This window comes from Phaeobacter sp. PT47_59, assembly GCF_028890025.1.
Classification (GTDB): Bacteria; Pseudomonadota; Alphaproteobacteria; order Rhodobacterales; family Rhodobacteraceae; genus Phycobacter.
The window spans coordinates 17,247-36,057 of sequence record NZ_JARCJL010000026.1 but is presented as its reverse complement, the minus strand read 5'-3'; the positions used below and the strand labels follow the sequence as shown (position 1 = coordinate 36,057).

The following is an 18,811-nucleotide window of genomic DNA, read 5'->3' as shown; positions in this document are numbered from 1 at the left end:
GCATAGTCTGACAAACGCCTCCGCAATGCGGGGGCGTTTTTCGTTTGGGGCATGGGTGTTTAGGGCCTGGCCGAAAACCGACACAGGGTCGAATGGCGCCTGAGCCTAGTCCTGAAGGCCCGGCCAATAGGCCCTATCAAGAGCCCCCAGGAATTCCGCGAGTTCATCCGCGTTCTGGCGCCAGGCGCCCACCGACCGTTGATGGACCGGTTGGCGAATTTGCGACGCACTTGCCGTCAGCGTCGGCGCATCGCTTGCCTCTGGGGCGCTCATGTCAGGGGTCCATTCCAGCCCGCAAAATCCAGCGATCGATTGGCTTGCAGCAACCGGTTCAGCGACGATGGCCTCATAGTCGATGGTCAGGATCTGCTCCGGGAATAGCTTTTCCCAGTGCGCCATGAGGCGGGCGTATAACCCAAAGCGCTGCGCCATCGCGGTGAGATCATAGGTATAGGCCAGGGCGCGGCCAGAAAACAGGGTGCGCCACATCGACAGCGCCACATCGCGCGGGTCGCGCCTGACATGCACGATCTTGCATTGCGGGTAGGCGGTGCACAGAAAGCCGATGTAGCGATAGTTTTCCGGCATCTTGTCAACATAGGCCAGGGTGCTGCCCGGAAGATCGGGCAACAGGGCCTGGTCGTGGCGGGCAAAGCTCCGGGCGGCTTTATCATCAAACGGCAGATCGCTGGCCAGGATGTCTTGAACAAGCACACCGGTCGCCGTGCGTTCTCCGAGCGGGGCAACATCTGGCAGGCGGCTCAACATGGCTTCGACCAGCGATGTGCCTGAGCGCGGAAGGCCCAGGACATAGATCGGGCAGGGGCCTGTGGTTGCCGCGGTCTGCGCCAAGGGGGCTGTCGGAAACCGGCCAAGAATCCGGGCGGTCTCTTCGGCATCCCCTGCGGCGTCATAGGGAAAGATCTGTGCGAGGATGCCATTTGCCCGGTGCCTGGAGGTCGCGGCGGCGTCGTAATGCGCGGCAGCCTCGTGAATCCGTGACGCTGCGAAATGCAGCTCTGCGGCGGCGATGGATTCCGCGTCGACCTTTTTCAACGCTCTTTTCACCGGGTCTTCCAGCGCGATCATGTCCTGACGATCCGCCAGTCGGGTCAGTTGATCAAAGGCCTGAGAGTTCCCCGGGGCCAGTTTGAGAACCTCGTGAAACTGCGCCTTGGCGCGGGTGTAGTCACCGGCCTCGATGAAGGAGGTTCCCAGCCGCAGCCTCGCCCCGACGTGGTTCGGCGCCAGATCGACGGCGCGTTGAACCATCTGGTGGCCCTCGGCGTGTCGGTTCTGCCGGGCCAGCGGAAGGCTGATATTCACAAGGGTCTCGACATTGTCAGGATCGAGTGTCAGCGCTTTCTCATAGCAGATGAGCGCATCGTTTTCCCGGCCAAGGCTGGTGAGGATAAGCCCTCGCAGGTTCAGCGCAGGCGCAAAGCGTGGCTGCAATTCCAGCGCCCGGCCAATCGATGCCTCAGCATCATCCAAAGCACCAAGCTGGGACTGGGCCTGGGCCAGAAAGTAGCAGGCCTTGGGATCGGTTTCGCGCAACGGGGAGACGATGCGGATGGCGTGCTCGAAACGCCCTGCCAGAATCAGGGTTTGCGCCAGATTATGGCGCGCATCGACAAAGCCGGGGTCGATTTTCAGGGCACGCTGGAATTGACTAATCGAGGCGGGAAACTTGTTCATCGCCGATAGGCAGATGCCGGCAATGTTCCACGGCGCAGGGTCGCGCGGATATGCGCTCTGCAGGCGTTTCGCCATTTTCAGCGCCGATTTGTAGGCGCCGGAGTTGAGGTAGGACGTTGCCGCCCTGAAGTCATGAGACGCAATCATCCGGCACCCGCCTTGTCATAAAACTGTTTCAATTAGAAACGCTGATATGACAACGCGCGAAGATGCAATGTGAACTACGTCACACAACGTAAGTCTCAATGTGATTTTCTTAAGGGCTGGGGCAGAACGCCTCTCGGATATGCAGGGATGCACAAACTGCAAGCATTCCAAAAACGCATAGCAGCATGTCAGAAGCGTCAGTTGTTGGTCCCGGGCGCGCACCCTATTTCAGCCGCTCTGAAACGAATTGCGATGCGCCGGGAAGGGTTCTCGGTTGTGCTGAAAGAAAGACGACACCGATGGCCTATACCACTTTGACAACCGAACACGCGGCCCCCGGCCTTGGGCGCCTGCGCCAGATCCTCCAGACGCTGCGGCAGAGGATGAAACAACGGGCCGAGTATCGCCGCACCTACCGTGCCTTGCAGAACCTCAGCAATCGGGAACTCGCCGATATCGGTCTCAACCGCTGCGACATCGCGCGGGTTGCCCGTTGCAATGTCACTTGCCTATGAAAAGCTGAATTGACCGGCATGCGTTTAGACCTTTTCAGCGGGGTTGAAACGGCTGCTCTCTAGGGCTATACGCCCCCGGTGGCATTCCGTGCCACAGAATCAAAACCAAGAAACGCCGTGGTTGGCCCGTTTACGCTTCAGGGGTCACATCCGGCAAGGAGAAGCGATATGAAACTCAACGAACTGCGCGACAATCCTGGCGCCGCCAAGAAACGCACCCGTGTTGGCCGTGGCCCCGGCTCCGGCAAGGGTAAGATGGGTGGCCGTGGTATCAAAGGTCAGAAATCCCGTTCGGGTGTGGCCATCAATGGCTACGAAGGCGGCCAGATGCCGCTCTACCAGCGTCTGCCCAAGCGTGGCTTCAACAAGCCGAACCGCAAGGCATATGCCGTTGTGAACCTGGGCCTGATCCAGAAGTTCATCGACGCGGGCAAGCTGGACGCCGCAACCATCACCGAAGACAGCCTGGTCGAATCGGGCCTGCTGCGCCGCAAGAAGGATGGTGTGCGCATCCTGGCCAAGGGTGAGTTCTCCGCGAAGTCCAACATCACTGTCACCGGCGCCTCCAAGGCTGCTGTCGAGGCAGTTGAAAAAGCGGGCGGCACCCTGACCGTGGCAACTGCAGCTGCTGCTGAGTAACGCCTTGTGAGCGGCGACGATGCCGCTTACATAGGTCATCAGTTTTCCAATACGCCGTCCGAGCCGGAAAACGGTTCCGGGCGGCGTTTTCGCAAGAAGAGACCCATTTCATGGTATCAGCAGCAGAACAAATGGCGGCGAACACCAGTTGGTCCGCGCTTGGCAAGGCCACGGATCTGCGCAATCGCATCCTGTTCACCCTCGGCCTATTGATCGTCTACCGCCTTGGCACCTTCATTCCGGTTCCGGGCATTGACGCTTCGGCGTTGCGCGAATTCATGGATTCGGCAGGGCAGGGCATTGGCGGCATGGTGTCGATGTTCACCGGTGGCGCGCTTGGCCGGATGGGGATCTTTGCCCTCGGGATCATGCCCTATATCTCGGCCTCGATCATCGTGCAGCTGTTGACCTCGATGGTTCCGGCGCTTGAGCAGCTGAAGAAAGAAGGCGAGCAGGGCCGCAAGAAGATCAACCAGTACACCCGCTATGGCACCGTCGCGCTGGCAACGGCGCAGGCCTATGGTCTGGCGGTGTCGCTGGAGTCCGGCGATCTGGCGACCGATCCCGGCATGTATTTCCGCCTCGCCTGCATGATCACCCTGGTGGGCGGCACCATGTTCCTGATGTGGCTGGGCGAGCAGATCACCCAGCGCGGCATCGGCAACGGTATCTCCCTGATCATCTTCGTCGGCATCATTGCTGAGGTTCCCGCTGCCATCGCGCAGTTCTTCGCCTCGGGCCGTTCGGGTGCCATCAGCCCCGCGGTGCTGATCGGTGTCATCGTGATGGTGATTGCGGTGATTATGTTCGTGGTCTTCATGGAACGCGCACTGCGCAAGATCCACATCCAGTATCCCCGCCGCCAGGTGGGCATGAAGGTCTATGACGGCGGTTCCTCGCACCTGCCGGTGAAAGTGAACCCGGCCAGCGTGATCCCGGCGATCTTTGCCAGCTCGCTGCTGCTGCTGCCGGTGACGATCTCCACCTTCTCTGCGGGTGCAACAACGGGTCCGGTGATGTCCTGGCTTCTGGCCAACTTTGGCCCCGGCCAGCCGCTTTACCTGCTGTTCTTCGTCGCCATGATCGTGTTCTTCGCCTATTTCTACACGTTCAACGTCTCCTTCAAGCCTGAGGAAGTGGCGAACAACCTGAAGAACCAGAACGGGTTTGTTCCGGGTATCCGCCCCGGCAAGAAGACAGCGGAATATATCGAGTATGTGGTGAACCGTATCCTGGTTCTCGGCTCGGCCTATCTGGCGGCTGTCTGCCTCCTGCCCGAGATCCTGCGCGGCCAGTTCGCCATTCCAGTCTATTTTGGCGGCACCTCGGTTCTGATCGTCGTCTCGGTGACGATGGATACGATCCAGCAGGCGCAAAGCCATCTTCTGGCCCATCAGTATGAGGGTCTGATCGAGAAAAGCCAGCTGCGCGGTCGCGGCAAGAAACGCACGAAACGGGGACCTGCTCGTCGATGAATATTATTCTCTTGGGCCCGCCGGGCGCCGGTAAGGGCACTCAGGCCCGCCATCTGGTCGAAACCCGTGGAATGGTGCAGCTCAGCACCGGTGACATGTTGCGCGACGCGCAAGCAAGCGGCAGCGAGATGGGCAAGAAGGTTGCCGAGGTGATCGCCCGTGGCGAGTTGGTCACGGATGAGATCGTGATCGGCCTGATCCGCGAAAAGATCGCCGAAGGTGCCGAGGGTGGTTTCATCTTCGACGGTTTCCCGCGCACTCTGGCCCAGGCCGATGCGCTGACGGTGCTGCTGTCCGACATGGGGCAGAGCCTTGATGCGGTGATCGAGATGGCGGTGGACGATGCGGCACTGGTGGCGCGGATCACCGGTCGCTCGACCTGTGGCGACTGCGGCGAAGTCTATCACGACGAAACAAAACCTTGGCCTGCGGACGGTAAGTGCAGCAACTGCGGCAGCACCGAGATCAAGCGCCGTGCGGACGACAATGAGGAAAGCCTCAAGACCCGTCTGATGGAGTACTACAAGAAGACCTCGCCGCTGATTGGCTACTACTATGCCAAGGGCAAGCTGGAGAAGGTCGACGGTCTGGCCTCGATCACCGATGTACAGGCCGAAATCGCCAAGGTGCTGGGCTAAGCGCGACCAAGCGAGTTTATGAGATGAGAAGCCGGGCCTGGTCCCGGCTTCTTGCGTTTCAGGGATGGGCGTTTCTTGGGTCGTAACCGGGTTTAAAACGGTCGCGATCACGGCCAAGTCGAACAGATCCTTCTCATGCGTGGCTAAACTTTGATGTTTCTGCCGGGGCCGGGTTGACGCATTGTCCAAATCTCAATAGGGAAGCCCATCCCCAATGGGAATCAATCCAGACGACAGGATTCGTCCGTCGTTTGATCACCTCGAGACAAGCTTGACGATCCGGCGATCCCGCCAGTGTCAAGCGTTGTGAAAAAAGGTTCTGGAGCTACGGAACCGCAACGAAAAGGAAAGTGACACGTGGCACGTATTGCCGGCGTTAACATCCCGACTGCCAAACGGGTCCCCATCGCCCTCACCTATATCACCGGTATCGGCACAACCTCCGCTCAGGCCATCTGCGAAGCAGTGGGCATCGACGCAACCCGTCGCGTCAACGAGCTGTCCGACTCCGAAGTTCTGGCCATCCGCGAGCACATCGATGCGAACTACACCGTTGAAGGTGACCTGCGTCGTGAAGTGCAGATGAACATCAAGCGTCTGATGGACCTGGGCTGCTACCGTGGCCTGCGCCACCGCCGCAACCTGCCGGTTCGCGGTCAGCGGACCCACACCAACGCACGCACCCGCAAAGGCCCCGCAAAGGCCATTGCCGGTAAGAAGAAATAAGGGAGGATCCGGAACATGGCACGCGATAAATCCCGCATTAAGCGCAAAGAGCGCAAGAACATCGCTTCCGGTGTTGCGCATGTGAACTCCTCGTTCAACAACACCAAGATCCTGATCTCCGACGTTCAGGGCAATGCGATCTCCTGGTCCTCTGCCGGCACCATGGGCTTCAAGGGCTCCCGTAAGTCCACGCCCTATGCAGCTCAGATGGCCGCCGAAGACGCAGGCAAGAAAGCTCAGGAACACGGCGTGAAGACCCTTGAGGTCGAAGTTCAAGGTCCCGGTTCGGGCCGTGAATCCGCGCTGCGCGCCCTGGCTGCAATCGGTTTCAACATCACCTCGATCCGTGACGTGACCCCGATCGCCCACAACGGCTGCCGCCCGCCGAAGCGTCGCCGCGTCTAATTTTTTCAGACTATCGCTGGGGCCCCGCTTGATTTGTCGGGCCCCAGTCCGTCATTTTAAACCTCGGGCGTCTGCACCTTAGGACATGGGGTACAGACAGGAATGGAGGGACTGCATGATCCATAAAAACTGGGCAGAGCTGATCAAGCCGACACAGCTTGAAGTGAAGCCGGGCAATGATCCCGCGCGTCAGGCAACCATCGTTGCCGAACCGCTGGAGCGTGGCTTTGGCCTGACACTGGGCAACGCGCTGCGTCGCGTTCTGATGAGCTCGCTGCAAGGCGCCGCCATCACCAGCGTTCAGATCGACAACGTTCTGCATGAATTCTCCAGCGTTGCCGGTGTGCGTGAAGACGTGACCGACATCATCCTGAACCTCAAAGGCGTGTCCCTGCGCATGGAAGTCGAAGGTCCCAAGCGCCTGTCGATCAATGCCAAGGGTCCGGCTGTTGTCACCGCTGGCGACATTTCCGAATCCGCGGGCATCGAGGTTCTGAACCGCGATCACGTCATCTGCCACCTGGACGATGGCGCCGACCTGTTCATGGAGCTGACCGTCAACACCGGCAAGGGCTACGTCTCTGCCGAGAAGAACAAGCCGGAAGATGCACCCATCGGCCTGATCCCGATCGATGCGATCTATTCGCCGGTCAAGAAGGTCTCCTATGACGTGCAGCCGACCCGTGAAGGTCAGGTTCTGGACTATGACAAGCTGACCATGAAAGTGGAAACCGACGGCTCCGTCACCCCGGATGACGCCGTGGCCTATGCCGCGCGCATCCTGCAAGACCAGCTGTCGATCTTCGTGAACTTCGAAGAGCCCGAATCCGCTGGCCGCCAGGACGAAGACGACGGTCTCGAGTTCAACCCGCTTCTGTTGAAGAAAGTGGACGAGCTGGAACTGTCCGTGCGTTCGGCAAACTGCCTGAAGAACGACAACATCGTTTACATCGGCGATCTGATCCAGAAAACCGAAGCAGAAATGCTGCGCACCCCGAACTTCGGCCGCAAGTCCCTGAACGAGATCAAGGAAGTGCTGTCGGGCATGGGCCTGCACCTGGGCATGGACGTCGAGGACTGGCCGCCGGACAACATCGAAGATCTGGCCAAGAAATTCGAAGACTCGTTCTGAGAATTGGGGGAGGGCCACGGCCCTCCCCAGCCACAAATGCCCACGTTGGTGGGGAAACCCGGGCAGATCCGCCCCAAGGAGAGCGGCTGACACGCATCGGCCGCCAGACAAAGCAAAACCTTTAGAAGGAACTAGAAAATGCGTCACGCACGTGGATACCGCCGCCTGAACCGCACCCATGAGCACCGCAAGGCTCTGTTTGCAAACATGGCGGGCTCGCTCATCGAGCATGAGCAGATCAAAACCACTCTGCCCAAGGCAAAAGAACTGCGCCCGATCGTTGAAAAACTGATCACCCTGGCGAAAAAAGGCGACCTGCATTCGCGCCGCAACGCTGCGTCGCGTCTGAAGGAAGACCAGTATGTCACCAAACTGTTCGACGTGCTGGGTCCCCGCTACAAGGACCGTCAGGGCGGCTACATTCGCATCCTGAAGGCCGGTTTCCGCTATGGCGACATGGCCCCGATGGCGATCATCGAATTCGTTGATCGTGACGTGAACGCCAAGGGCGCTGCCGATAAGGCACGCGTTGCCGAAGCCGAAGCGGCAGCTGACGAAGAATAAGAAGACTGCAGACCGCAAGGTCTGGTGATTTGGCCCCCGCTTGGAAACAGGCGGGGGTCTTTTTTTGCGCGCATACCCCATTGGGGTGATGCTTTCCCGCAGCTGGCAATTCAGGATTGTGTTGCCAGCTGTTTGATCGGTGCGTTTTTGACCGATCCGGGTGCGGCCCGAGGAGATCCACAACAGAGGTGGAGCGGTGTCCGCTATGTCAATTTTAAAAGGATACGATTATGTCCATGTCACGACGCCAGGCCCTTGCGGCCTCTTTGTCTTCCCTTCTTGTCTCTCCTTTCTTTCCCATGATTGCGCGGGCACAGGCCGCAGGTGTTCACCCCGGTGATCCCGATGTGATGAAGCTCACCGCCGGTCTGATCGATGCGAACTTGAAGAACGCGGGCGCAAGCGGCTTCAAGGTGAGCCTCGGCTCGGATCCGATGGGCGGGCTTTTGGGGGCCAAACCCCTGGTGATGCCGCAGGGCTATGCCATGATGGTTGGCGGCACGGGTATGCCGGGGGCTGAAACCTATGACAAGGTGCGCAAGCTTGGCCGGGATATCCTGGATACCCTGACCAAAGCTCATGAGATTCTGACCGACTTCGCCGAGCTATTCGAGAAAGTTGTCAACGTGCTGGAAAAGCTAGCCACCACGTTGGAGAAGATCCAGGGCCTGGTAGAGCGGTTTGGTGATGCGATTCACCGGATCACGGCCGCGGTGATCAACACGGTTGCGGTCTTTTCCGACCTCTTTGCAAACGTGGCCGCCACGGTCGCGAAGGGCGTGGCCAAAGGTGCAAAATCGGTTGTGAAATTCTTCAAAAAGCTTTTTGGAGGCAAGAAATCGTCTGGCATCATCGCCACGGTCGATCTGGACGGCGACGGACGGCCCGATGGCACCATTTTCGATATCCCGATGGACGCCGCCTACACGATGCTGTCGGACTTCTTTGTCGCCGTGGGTGTTGAGAACCCCAATCTCAGCCCGGCGCAGATTGCAGTCGCCATCTCGGCCGACGCCAAGTCCTTCCTGACGGAATCCCGCGTCCAGATCGAAGGCGTGACGCGAGATCAAGCCCTGTTGCTGACCAGTTGACCCTCTAGCTGAGCCAAAGGCAGTCGCCTGGCGTGGTCTGGCGGCTGCTGCCTATCTGCGGGGCTTGCGCAATGCTTGCATTCCGCCGCCTGCCTTCGCATATCCTGTTTCAGAACGGATACGGAGGCAACATGATCCGCGCAGTCTTGATTGCATTGACCCTGGTTCTGGGCAGCCAGGCCACGGCCGAAACCCGGGTGCCACAGTCGCAGGCAGAGATCTCTTTGGGGTTTGCGCCGCTGGTCAAACAGGCGGCCCCGGCAGTGGTCAATATCTATGCCAAGATCGTCACCCAGGCCCGCGCCAGAACGCCCTTTTCCAACGATCCCTTCTTTGATGATTTCTTTCGGAACTTTGCCAATCCACGCCCGCGCGTGCAGAACTCGCTCGGTTCGGGGGTGATCCTTTCTGCGGATGGGATCGTGGTGTCCAACTATCACGTGGTCGGCATGGCGACCGAAATCCGGGTGGTGACAACCGACCGGCGCGAATATGGCGCTCAGGTGGTCCTGGCCGATCAGGCCAGCGACTTGGCGATCCTGCGGCTGGAGGGGGCAGAGGATCTCCCCTATCTGAACCTGCGCGACAGCGATGAGGTCGAGGTCGGGGAACTGGCTCTGGCCATCGGCAACCCTTTTGGTGTGGGGCAGACCGTCAGCTCTGGCATCATCTCTGGGTTGGCGCGTACCGGTACCGGCACCGGTGAAGGCTTCGGCTATTACATCCAGACCGATGCGCCGATCAATCCGGGCAATTCCGGCGGGGCGCTGATCGACGTGAATGGCGATCTCATCGGCATCAACACGCGGATCCTCAGCCGCTCGGGCGGCTCCAACGGGATCGGTTTTGCGATCCCCGCCAATCTTGTGCGGGAGTTCCTGCACCAGGCGCGCGATGGTGCCGAGGCGTTCCAGCGTCCCTGGGCGGGGATGAGCGGTCAGCCGCTGGATGGCGACCTGGCGGCCTCCCTTGGGATGGACCTGCCCGAAGGTATGGTGATCTCCGAACTGCATCCCGAAAGCCCCTTTGCCAAGGCCGGGTTCCGTGTCGGCGACGTGGTGATCGCGGTGGATGGCGAGCCGGTGAATTCGCCCTCGGAAATGGTGTTTCGCATGACCATCGCCGGGCTTGGCGACACCTCCGAGGTGGTGCGCCTGCGTGATGGCAAGCGCGAGGTGATCGCGGTTGCGATGTACAGCGCCCCGGACGAGCCTGCCGCAGAGCCTGTCCAACTGGGCGAGAAGAGCCGTCTGCCGGGGCTGACGGTCGCGCGGATCAATCCAAAGACGATCACCGAACTGCAGTTGCCCCTGTCGGCCGAAGGGGTGGCGGTTGCCGATCCCGGCCCCTATGGCGCCCGTGTCGGTCTGCAACGCGGCGATGTCCTGTTGGCGATCAACGGGGATGTGGTCATGCAGCCAGCGGATGTTGCGGAGATCCTGAAAGAAAGCGGTCGCTGGATGGCGCTTGACCTTCTGCGCCGGGGTCAGCGCGTCAGCCTGCGGGCACGGCTCTGACCCATGGCGGATCTTTTCGACAGCGACGCGCCGCAGGCGGATAAGGGGCCAGAGCCGAACCGGCCCCTAGCCGACCGGCTGCGTCCGAAATCGCTGTCCGAGGTGATCGGCCAGAGCCAGGTTCTGGGCCCCGAGGCGCCGCTGGGCGTCATGCTGGCCTCCGGCTCGTTGTCGTCACTGGTGTTCTGGGGGCCGCCGGGGGTGGGAAAGACCACCATCGCGCGGCTTCTGGCCAAGGAAACGGATCTGCATTTCGTCCAGATTTCGGCGATCTTCACCGGTGTGCCGGATCTCAAGAAGGTGTTCGAAGCCGCCAGGCATCGCCGTGCCAACGGGCAGGGGACGCTCTTGTTCGTGGATGAGATCCACCGTTTCAACAAGGCTCAGCAGGATGGGTTTCTGCCCCATATGGAGGATGGCACCATCCTCCTGGTCGGCGCCACCACGGAGAACCCCAGTTTCGAGCTGAACGCCGCTCTTTTATCCCGCGCTCAGGTGCTGGTCTTGGAACGTCTGCCGCTTTCGGATCTGGAGTTGCTGACCCAACGCGCCGAAAAGGAACTGGGCCGCGCCTTACCCCTGACGGGGGATGCCCGCGATGCCTTGCAGGAGATGGCCGATGGCGACGGGCGGGCACTCCTCAATCTGATCGAACAGGTCTCAGCCTGGAAGGTGGAGACCCCCTTGGGCCGCGAGGCGCTGGCGACACGGCTGATGCGGCGGGCGGCGAAATACGACAAATCGGGCGATGAACATTACAACCTGATTTCGGCCCTGCACAAATCGGTGCGCGGTTCGGACCCGGATGCAGCACTTTACTGGTTTGCCCGCATGCTGGAGGGCGGCGAAGATCCGCGCTACCTGGCCCGGCGGCTGACCCGCATGGCGGTGGAGGATATTGCCCTGGCCGACCCGCAGGCGCAGGCGGTGTGCCTGCAGGCCTGGGAGACCTATGAGCGTATCGGCAGCCCCGAAGGCGAGTTGGCGCTGGCGCAGGCGGTGATCTACCTTGCCCTCGCGCCCAAGACCAACGCGGGCTACATGGCCTACAAGGCGGCCCGGCGCCTGGCCAAGGAAACCGGAAGCGCGCCGCCGCCCAAACATATCCTCAACGCCCCGACCAAGCTGATGTCCGAGCAGGGCTATGGCGAAGGCTATGCCTATGACCATGACGCCGAAGACGGGTTTTCGGGGCAGAACTACTTCCCCGAAGGTGTCAAACGGCCGGTTCTGTATCAGCCGGTCGAACGCGGGTTCGAGCGCGAGCTGAAACGGCGGACCGAGTTCTTTGCCAAGCTGCGCCTTCAGCGGGGCAGCTGAGCCCTTTCAGGCGACGACCTCGACCCAGGTGCCCATGCCTGCCGCGTGGTGCGACAGCATATGGCAATGCAGGAGCCATTTACCGGGGTTATGGGCGTTGAAGGCCACGGTGCGCGTCTCGCCGCGCATCATCAACAGCGTGTCGCGCAGGGGGCCAAGGCTGCCATCTGGCAGGACTTCGGCAAAATGCATCCCGTGCAGGTGCATGGCGTGGGGGAATGAAGTGTCATTGACCATGGCGATCTTGACGGTCTGCCCCAGCGATGCCCGCACCAAGGGCTTGTCCGGGCGACCGACAACGCCGTTGAAGGCCCAGAACTGCCCGGCCTGCGCCAGGGCACGCATGCCTTGCGCCTTTCCCTGCCATTGCGCCGACTGCATCCCGCCCATGGCGCCGCCCTCCATACGCAGGGTGACCGTGTCCGCATCGCTGAGCTCGATCGGGTGGTCCGGGTTGGGCGGCAGCGGCGCGGGTGTGCCACGCGTGGTTGAGGTTCCGGCAGAGACCGGGAAGATGGCCTGGGCATAGCCGCCGTCGCGTTCGAACTGGATCAGGAACGCGTCCTCTCCGGCGCTGGCACTCACATCGACAATCAGATCGATCCGTTGCGCGGGCGCCAGCAGCATCCGCTCGGGGATCGCCTCGGGCGTGGGGAGCGGCATCCCGTCATAGGCCATGATCCAGCCGGTCAGCCCCTGCAGGCCGAGGGCAAAGATGCGGGCATTGGCGCTGTTGATCAGGCGCAGGCGAAGCCGCTCGCCCTGGGTCACAGGAAAGCTGGCCTCCATCTGCCCATTGGTCAGCATCACGTTGCCAAGCCGCCCGGCGTGGGATCGGTCATGGGGGTGGGTGAACTGCGCATCGACGCTGGCATCACCAGCAAGGCGGATGTCGTCCAGCATCAACACAAGGTCCTGATCCACATCGGGCGCCTCGTCCTCTGCGATGATCAAGGGGCCTTGCAGCCCGCGCTCCACCTGTTCGACGGATTGAGCATGGGAGTGATACCAATAGGTGCCCGCATCGGGCAGGGCAAAGTCGTAGGTGAAGACCTCTCCGGTTGCGATGGGATCCTGCGTCAGGCCCGGGACCCCATCCATCGCGTTTTCGATCCGAATGCCGTGCCAATGCATCGAGGTGGCCTGGGGCAGGGCGTTGTCGATCTCCACCCGCAGCCGTTCGCCCCGGCGGGCGCGCAGGGCGGGGCCGGGGACGCTTCCGTTCACCCCCCAGAGATCCGTCTTTCCATATTGCGCAGGCGCAATCTGAATTGGCGCGGGCGCCAGTCGCAGGCGGTGAGGGGCAGAGGCGGACAGGCCCATGCGCGGCAGTAGCGGCAGAGTGGCAAGTCCGGCAAGCAGGGATCTACGGGTCGGCATGGTCTCTCCTGTGGGTGGTGTTCAGATCAAGGTAGAGAGCCCTTTGCCCATGACAAGATTTCTACCCACTGGAAGGTTGCCATGTTTCCTGCGCAGTACGGCCCTGCACGCGGCAGGACGTGGAAAACTTGACATCCCGTGCCAGCCGCGCGACAGACCGCCCATGTATCCAACCGTCTTATACGTTGCCCTTGGCGGGGCTATCGGCGCTGCCTTGCGCTATCTTGCCGGGCTGGGCGTGGTGCGCCTGTTCGGGCATGGAGAGTTTCCGCTCGCGATCATCACCGTGAACGTGGTGGGCTCCTTCCTGATGGGGGTCTTCGCGACGGCTGCGGCGCATAAGGGGCTGACCCATCTCAGCCCCTTCGTGATGACCGGCGTGCTGGGCGGGTTCACCACCTTCTCGGCCTTTTCGCTGGAGACGGCGAACCTCGTCGAACGGGGTGCAGTGGGACAGGCGGCTCTCTATATTTTGCTGTCTGTGGGGCTGTCTGTCGGCGGTCTGTTTCTTGGCCTGATGGCCGCCAGAGGAGTATTCGCATGAGCGGCGTTCAGACCATTACCGTTTCCGAAGAGGACGCAGGTCAGCGGGTGGATCGCTGGCTGCGCCGCCTGTTCCCGCATGTGAGCCAGGGCCGGATCGAGAAGATGTGCCGTAAGGGCGAGTTGCGCATTGATGGCGGCCGCGTCAAGGCCAGCACGCGGGTCGAGGTCGGGCAATCGGTGCGGGTGCCGCCGCTGCCCTCTGCCGACCATCAGCCGCCGCAACCGGAAAAGCGGCGCGTCTCGGATGCGGATGCCAAGATGATTCGCTCTTGCGTGATCTACAAGGACGACGATGTGATCGTCCTGAACAAGCCGCATGGGCTGGCGGTGCAGGGCGGCAGCGGTACCACGAAACATGTGGATGGATTGGCCGAGGCGCTGCGCTTTGACTATGACGAGAAACCGCGCCTGGTGCACCGGCTGGACAAGGACACCTCGGGCGTGCTGGTGCTGGCGCGTACCCGCGCAGCGGCGCAGGCGCTGACGGCGGCCTTTCGCCACCGCAACACCCGCAAGATCTACTGGGCGCTGGTCGCCGGCGTGCCCACCCCCTACCTGGGAGAGATCAAGGCGGGCCTGGTGAAGGCAGGCGGCCATGGCCGCAGCGGCGAAGGCGAGAAGATGATCGCCATTCACCCCTCCGAGATCGACAGCACCCCCGGCGCCAAACGCGCGCATACGCTTTATGCGACGCTGTACCGGGTGGCGGGGCGTGCCTCCTGGGTGGCGATGGAGCCGGTCACCGGCCGTACCCACCAGCTGCGCGCGCATATGGCAGAGATCGGCCATCCCATCGTGGGCGATGGCAAATACGGTGGCTCGGGGCAGGAGAACCTCGGCGATGGTTGGGGTGCCCAGCTGGGCGGCATCATCAGCAAGAAGCTGCACCTGCATTGCCGCCGCATGGCGTTCGAACACCCCACGACGAAGAAGACGATTTCGGTGACCGCCGATCTGCCCGATCACATGAAGGACAGCTGGGAGACCTTCGGCTGGACCGAGGATCTGGCGGCGGAGGATCCCTTCGAGGGGCTGCTATGAGCGCGCCCCTGCGGCTGGTGCTTTTTGATGTGGATGGCACCCTGGCGGACAGTCAGGGCGCCATAACCGGCGCCATGGCCGCAGCATTTGCGGGCGTGGAGCTGCCCTTGCCCTCCCGCGCGGCGATCCTGTCGATCGTGGGCCTGTCCTTGCCGCAGGCGATGGCAGAGCTGGCTCCGCAGGCGGGCGCTGGGGTTCAGGCGGCGCTGGTTGAAGGCTATAAACAGGCCTATAAATCCGCGCGTGAACAGTCCGGTGCCGGGCATTCGCCGCTGTTTCCCGGAGCCCGGGAGGCGCTGGAGGCGCTTCATGCGGTGCCGGACTACCTGCTGGGCGTGGCCACAGGGAAATCCCAGCGCGGGCTGGATGCGCTGATTGCGGCGCATGGGTTGGACTGTTTCGTGACCCGCCAGGTGGCGGATCATCACCCCTCCAAGCCGCATCCCTCGATGGTGCTAACGGCGCTGGCTGAAACCGGGGTGGAGCCGCAGCATGCGGTGATGATCGGTGACACCAGCTTTGACATGGACATGGGGCGGGCTGCGGGCGTGACCACAATTGCCGTGGAGTGGGGCTATCACCCGGCGGAACGGCTGGCGGCGGATCACAGGATTGGCAGTTTCTCGGAACTGGCCCCGCTGCTGCAACAGATCTGGAAGGTATGACGGTATGAGCGAATGGGCACCGAAACGGTTCTGGAAGACAACCACTGTCGCTGAACTCGACGACGGCTATACGGTGGAGCTGGACGGGCGGCGCGTGCGGACCCCGGCAAAGGCGGCCCTGGTGGTGCCCTCCCGGCAGATGGCCGAAGCGGTGGCGGCAGAGTGGGAGGCACAGACCGAATCAGTTGATCCCGGGACCATGCCGTTCACGCGCTCTGCCAATGCGGCAATTGACAAGGTGACACATCAGCACAGCGAAGTCGCCGATATGCTGGCGGATTACGGCGATGCGGATCTGCTGTGCTATCGGGCCGACAGCCCCAAGGAACTGGTGACCCGGCAAGCGCAGGAATGGGATCCCGCTCTGGACTGGGCGGATGAGGTGCTGGGCGCACGGTTGCAGCTGCGCAGCGGTATCCTGCATGCGCCTCAGGATCCGCAGGTGCTGGCTGGGTTGCGGAGCCGTGTTCACGGGCTAACCCCTTTTCAGATGGCGGCTTTTCACGATCTCGTTTGCATGTCCGGATCCTTGATCCTGGGATTTGCGGCGGCCCATGGGTGGCGTGATGCGGCCGATATCTGGCAGATGTCGCGCCTGGATGAGCGCTGGCAGGAAGAGCAGTGGGGCGTCGATGAGGAAGCCCGGGAATCGTCCGAGGTGAAGCGCGCTGCCTTCATGCATGCTCAGCAGTTCTACGTGTTTTCATCTTGAGACGAAAAACCGCCGCAGCCTGCCGGAAAGCGAAAAATTTTACCAATCGTCCCGCGTGTTCGCTATGCGTCCATCGAATTTGGTGATCGTGCCCTTGACGTTTGTTTATGAATCCGCCCAAAATCCCTTACGATTTAGGAGTTTTCCCTAGGTCACGCTATTCCGGTGCAATCGCTGCCGGTAATAAAACCGCCACAATAGGCGGAACATCAGGAAGAGGTAAAAATGAACAAATCCGTATTTTTGGGCGCGCTGACCGTTGCTGGCATCGCAGCTGGCGCAGCTGCTGCCGGCACGCTGGACGACGTGAAAGCCCGCGGCAAACTGAACTGCGGCGTCACCACCGGCCTGGTCGGTTTTGCTGCTCCGAATGCGAACGGGGAATGGGAAGGTTTTGACGTCGCCGTCTGCCGTGCCGTTGCTGCGGCCGTTCTGGGCGATTCGACCGCTGTTGAATTCGTGCCGACCACCGGTAAGACCCGCTTCACGGCTCTGGCCTCGGGCGAGATCGACATGCTGGCGCGCAACACCACCTGGACCTTCTCGCGCGATGTTGACCTGAAGTTTGAATTCACCGGCGTCAACTACTACGACGGTCAGGGCTTCATGGTTCCCAAGGACCTGGGTGTGTCTTCGGCCAAGGAACTGGACGGCGCTACCGTTTGTATCCAGACCGGCACCACCACCGAGCTGAACCTGGCGGACTTCTTCCGCTCCAACAACATCTCCTACGAGCCGGTTCCGATCGAAACCAACGCCGAAGCGCAGCAGCAGTACCTGGCTGGCGCCTGTGACGTCTACACCACCGACGCCTCCGGCCTGGCAGCAACCCGCGCCACCTTCGACGATCCGGCAGGCCACGTGCTGCTGCCCGAGATCATCTCGAAAGAGCCGCTCGGCCCGCTGGTCCGTCACGGCGACCACGAGTGGGGTGACGTTGTGCGCTGGACTCTGAACGCGCTGATCACCGCCGAAGAACTGGGCGTGACCTCTGCCAACCTGGCGGAAATGTCCGCAGGCACCAACAACCCGGAAATCAACCGCCTGCTGGGTACCGAAGGCACCCTGGGCGAAATGCTGGGTCTGTCGGCTGACTGGGCGAAAAACGCAATCGCCAGCGGCGGCAACTACGGCGAAGTCTTTGCCAAGAACATCGGCGAAGACACTCCGATCGGTCTGGCACGCGGCCTGAACGCACAGTGGACCGAAGGTGGCCTGCTGTACTCGCCGCCCTTCCGCTAAACACATCAAGGAGAGGGCGCGGGATCACCCCGCGCCCTTTTCCTAACCATCTTAAAGCTTCGGATCTTGCGGAGCGGGGAAGAACCCCGCCGGGATGAAATCCGCTGCCTCGGGGATCTCTTTACATGTCAACTCTTTCCGACCCTCCACAGGAGCAGTTTCGGCTGTCCATGTTGGTCAACGATACCCGCTATCGCTCGTTGACCTTCCAGGCCATTGCCGCGCTCCTGCTAGCCTTGTCGATTTGGTATCTGGGCAACAACCTGATCCAGAACCTGCGTGCGGCAGGTCTCAATATCTCTTATGACTTTCTCGGCAATCCGGCTGGCTACGATATCAACCAGCGCCTTGTCGAATATGACAACCAGGACAGCCACGGGCGTGCAGCACTTGTCGGTATCCTGAACACGCTTCTGGTCGCCTTCCTGGCCTGTATCACCGCCACCATATTCGGGGTGATCGCCGGTGTTCTGCGGCTCTCCAACAACTGGCTGGTCTCCAAGCTGATGGCCGTCTACGTGGAGATCTTCCGCAACATCCCGGTGCTGATCTGGATCATCATCATCTTCACCATCATGACGGCGGCGCTGCCGGGTCCGCGGGCCTTCCGCGGCGATGACCCCGCCTCGACCATGGTGCTGGATCTCTTTGCCTTTACCAACCGGGGTGTCTACATCCCGATGCCCTGGTTCGAGAGCGGCATCTTTGCATCCGCCGCCCTGAACTGGCTGCTGGTTCTGGCGGTTCTGGTGGGCTCCTTCGTGGCCACCCGCAAGATCGAGGCCTGGGCGAGCCACAAGCAGGAAGAGACCGGTGTCCGCCCCAAGACCCTGTTCATGGTGCTGGGCGTCTGGCTGGTGCCGTTCCTGCTGTTGATGGTCATCATGGGCCTGTCCTGGGAAGTGCCCGCGCTGAAGGGTTTCAACTTCCAGGGCGGCATCAAGATCGGCGGGCCGCTGATCGCCCTGTGGTTTGCGCTGTCGATCTACACCGGTGCCTTCATCGCGGAGAACGTGCGGGCCGGTATCCAGGCGATCTCAAAAGGTCAGACCGAGGCCGCGGCCGCGCTGGGCCTGCGTCCGGGCCGGATCATGAACCTGGTGGTGCTGCCGCAGGCGCTGCGGGTGATCATCCCGCCGCTGATCTCGCAGTATCTCAACATCACCAAGAACTCCTCGCTGGCGATTGCCGTGGGCTATGCGGATATCACCGCGACCCTGGGCGGCATCACCCTGAACCAGACCGGTCGCGCGATTGAATGCGTGCTCTTGCTGATGCTGTTCTACCTGACCGCATCGCTGGTCATCTCGATGGTGATGAACGTCTACAACGCCTCCGTGAAGCTGAAGGAGCGCTGA

The 18,811-nt window shown here is 61.5% G+C and carries 19 protein-coding genes; 17 read left to right on the top strand and 2 right to left on the bottom strand.

Annotation, left to right across the window (positions count from 1 at the left end):
- Positions 1-105: 105 nt before the first annotated feature.
- Positions 106-1,845, bottom strand: coding sequence for a tetratricopeptide repeat-containing sulfotransferase family protein (locus PXK01_RS18265; protein ID WP_274861180.1), 1,740 nt, complete (start codon positions 1,843-1,845; stop codon positions 106-108).
- A 299-nt stretch (positions 1,846-2,144) separates the two neighbouring features.
- Here PXK01_RS18265 and PXK01_RS18260 point away from each other — a divergent pair, with 299 nt between their 5' ends.
- From PXK01_RS18260 to PXK01_RS18210, 11 genes are all read left to right on the top strand, one after another.
- On the top strand, positions 2,145-2,360 hold the full coding sequence (locus PXK01_RS18260) for a DUF1127 domain-containing protein (protein WP_274861179.1): 216 nt from the start codon (positions 2,145-2,147) through the stop codon (positions 2,358-2,360).
- Positions 2,361-2,528: 168 nt separating this feature from the next.
- Positions 2,529-2,999 (top strand): 50S ribosomal protein L15, encoded by a 471-nt coding sequence (rplO, locus tag PXK01_RS18255; RefSeq protein WP_274849435.1) that lies wholly within the window; start codon positions 2,529-2,531, stop codon positions 2,997-2,999.
- A 110-nt stretch (positions 3,000-3,109) separates the two neighbouring features.
- The gene (gene secY, locus PXK01_RS18250; RefSeq protein ID WP_274849436.1) at positions 3,110-4,474 is read left to right on the top strand and encodes a preprotein translocase subunit SecY; all 1,365 of its coding nucleotides are present in this window, start codon (positions 3,110-3,112) and stop codon (positions 4,472-4,474) included.
- Entirely contained in the window at positions 4,471-5,112 is a 642-nt protein-coding gene (locus tag PXK01_RS18245; RefSeq protein ID WP_274849437.1) for an adenylate kinase, read from the top strand. Before secY ends, PXK01_RS18245 begins: the two co-directional genes overlap by 4 nt.
- 357 nt (positions 5,113-5,469) lie before the next feature.
- Positions 5,470-5,838 (top strand): 30S ribosomal protein S13, encoded by a 369-nt coding sequence (gene rpsM / locus PXK01_RS18240; RefSeq protein WP_274849438.1) that lies wholly within the window; start codon positions 5,470-5,472, stop codon positions 5,836-5,838.
- A 15-nt stretch (positions 5,839-5,853) separates the two neighbouring features.
- Positions 5,854-6,243, top strand: coding sequence for a 30S ribosomal protein S11 (gene rpsK, locus PXK01_RS18235; RefSeq protein WP_192965437.1), 390 nt, complete (start codon positions 5,854-5,856; stop codon positions 6,241-6,243).
- 115 nt (positions 6,244-6,358) lie between these two features.
- The gene (locus PXK01_RS18230; protein ID WP_274849439.1) at positions 6,359-7,375 is read left to right on the top strand and encodes a DNA-directed RNA polymerase subunit alpha; all 1,017 of its coding nucleotides are present in this window, start codon (positions 6,359-6,361) and stop codon (positions 7,373-7,375) included.
- A gap of 138 nt (positions 7,376-7,513) precedes the next feature.
- Complete coding sequence (gene rplQ / locus PXK01_RS18225; protein ID WP_274849440.1) at positions 7,514-7,939, top strand: 50S ribosomal protein L17; 426 nt, start codon at positions 7,514-7,516, stop codon at positions 7,937-7,939.
- 230 nt (positions 7,940-8,169) lie between these two features.
- Entirely contained in the window at positions 8,170-9,030 is an 861-nt protein-coding gene (locus PXK01_RS18220; RefSeq protein ID WP_274849441.1) for a hypothetical protein, read from the top strand.
- Between the two features lie 131 nt (positions 9,031-9,161).
- Positions 9,162-10,547, top strand: a complete 1,386-nt coding sequence (locus tag PXK01_RS18215) for a trypsin-like peptidase domain-containing protein (RefSeq protein ID WP_274861177.1) — start codon at positions 9,162-9,164, stop codon at positions 10,545-10,547.
- 3 nt (positions 10,548-10,550) lie between these two features.
- The gene (locus PXK01_RS18210) at positions 10,551-11,867 is read left to right on the top strand and encodes a replication-associated recombination protein A (protein WP_274849443.1); all 1,317 of its coding nucleotides are present in this window, start codon (positions 10,551-10,553) and stop codon (positions 11,865-11,867) included.
- 6 nt (positions 11,868-11,873) lie between these two features.
- On the opposite strand, the gene PXK01_RS18205 is transcribed toward PXK01_RS18210, so the two are convergent.
- The gene (locus PXK01_RS18205; protein ID WP_274861176.1) at positions 11,874-13,247 is read right to left on the bottom strand and encodes a multicopper oxidase family protein; all 1,374 of its coding nucleotides are present in this window, start codon (positions 13,245-13,247) and stop codon (positions 11,874-11,876) included.
- Between the two features lie 163 nt (positions 13,248-13,410).
- Here PXK01_RS18205 and crcB point away from each other — a divergent pair, with 163 nt between their 5' ends.
- The 6 genes from crcB to PXK01_RS18175 all read left to right on the top strand — a co-directional run bounded on the left by crcB (position 13,411) and on the right by PXK01_RS18175 (position 18,811).
- Positions 13,411-13,791: a fluoride efflux transporter CrcB gene (gene crcB, locus PXK01_RS18200; RefSeq protein ID WP_274861175.1), complete on the top strand. Its 381-nt coding sequence runs from the start codon at positions 13,411-13,413 to the stop codon at positions 13,789-13,791.
- Entirely contained in the window at positions 13,788-14,834 is a 1,047-nt protein-coding gene (locus PXK01_RS18195) for an RluA family pseudouridine synthase (protein ID WP_274849446.1), read from the top strand. Before crcB ends, PXK01_RS18195 begins: the two co-directional genes overlap by 4 nt.
- On the top strand, positions 14,831-15,499 hold the full coding sequence (locus PXK01_RS18190; RefSeq protein WP_274849447.1) for an HAD-IA family hydrolase: 669 nt from the start codon (positions 14,831-14,833) through the stop codon (positions 15,497-15,499). The genes PXK01_RS18195 and PXK01_RS18190 overlap by 4 nt, the downstream gene beginning before the upstream one ends.
- A gap of 4 nt (positions 15,500-15,503) precedes the next feature.
- Positions 15,504-16,211, top strand: coding sequence for an ATP12 family chaperone protein (locus tag PXK01_RS18185; RefSeq protein ID WP_274849448.1), 708 nt, complete (start codon positions 15,504-15,506; stop codon positions 16,209-16,211).
- Positions 16,212-16,436: 225 nt separating this feature from the next.
- Positions 16,437-17,453 carry an amino acid ABC transporter substrate-binding protein gene (locus PXK01_RS18180; RefSeq protein WP_274849449.1) on the top strand — a complete coding sequence of 339 codons (1,017 nt, stop codon included), beginning with the start codon at positions 16,437-16,439 and terminating at the stop codon, positions 17,451-17,453.
- 125 nt (positions 17,454-17,578) lie between these two features.
- Positions 17,579-18,811, top strand: a complete 1,233-nt coding sequence (locus PXK01_RS18175; protein ID WP_274849450.1) for an amino acid ABC transporter permease — start codon at positions 17,579-17,581, stop codon at positions 18,809-18,811.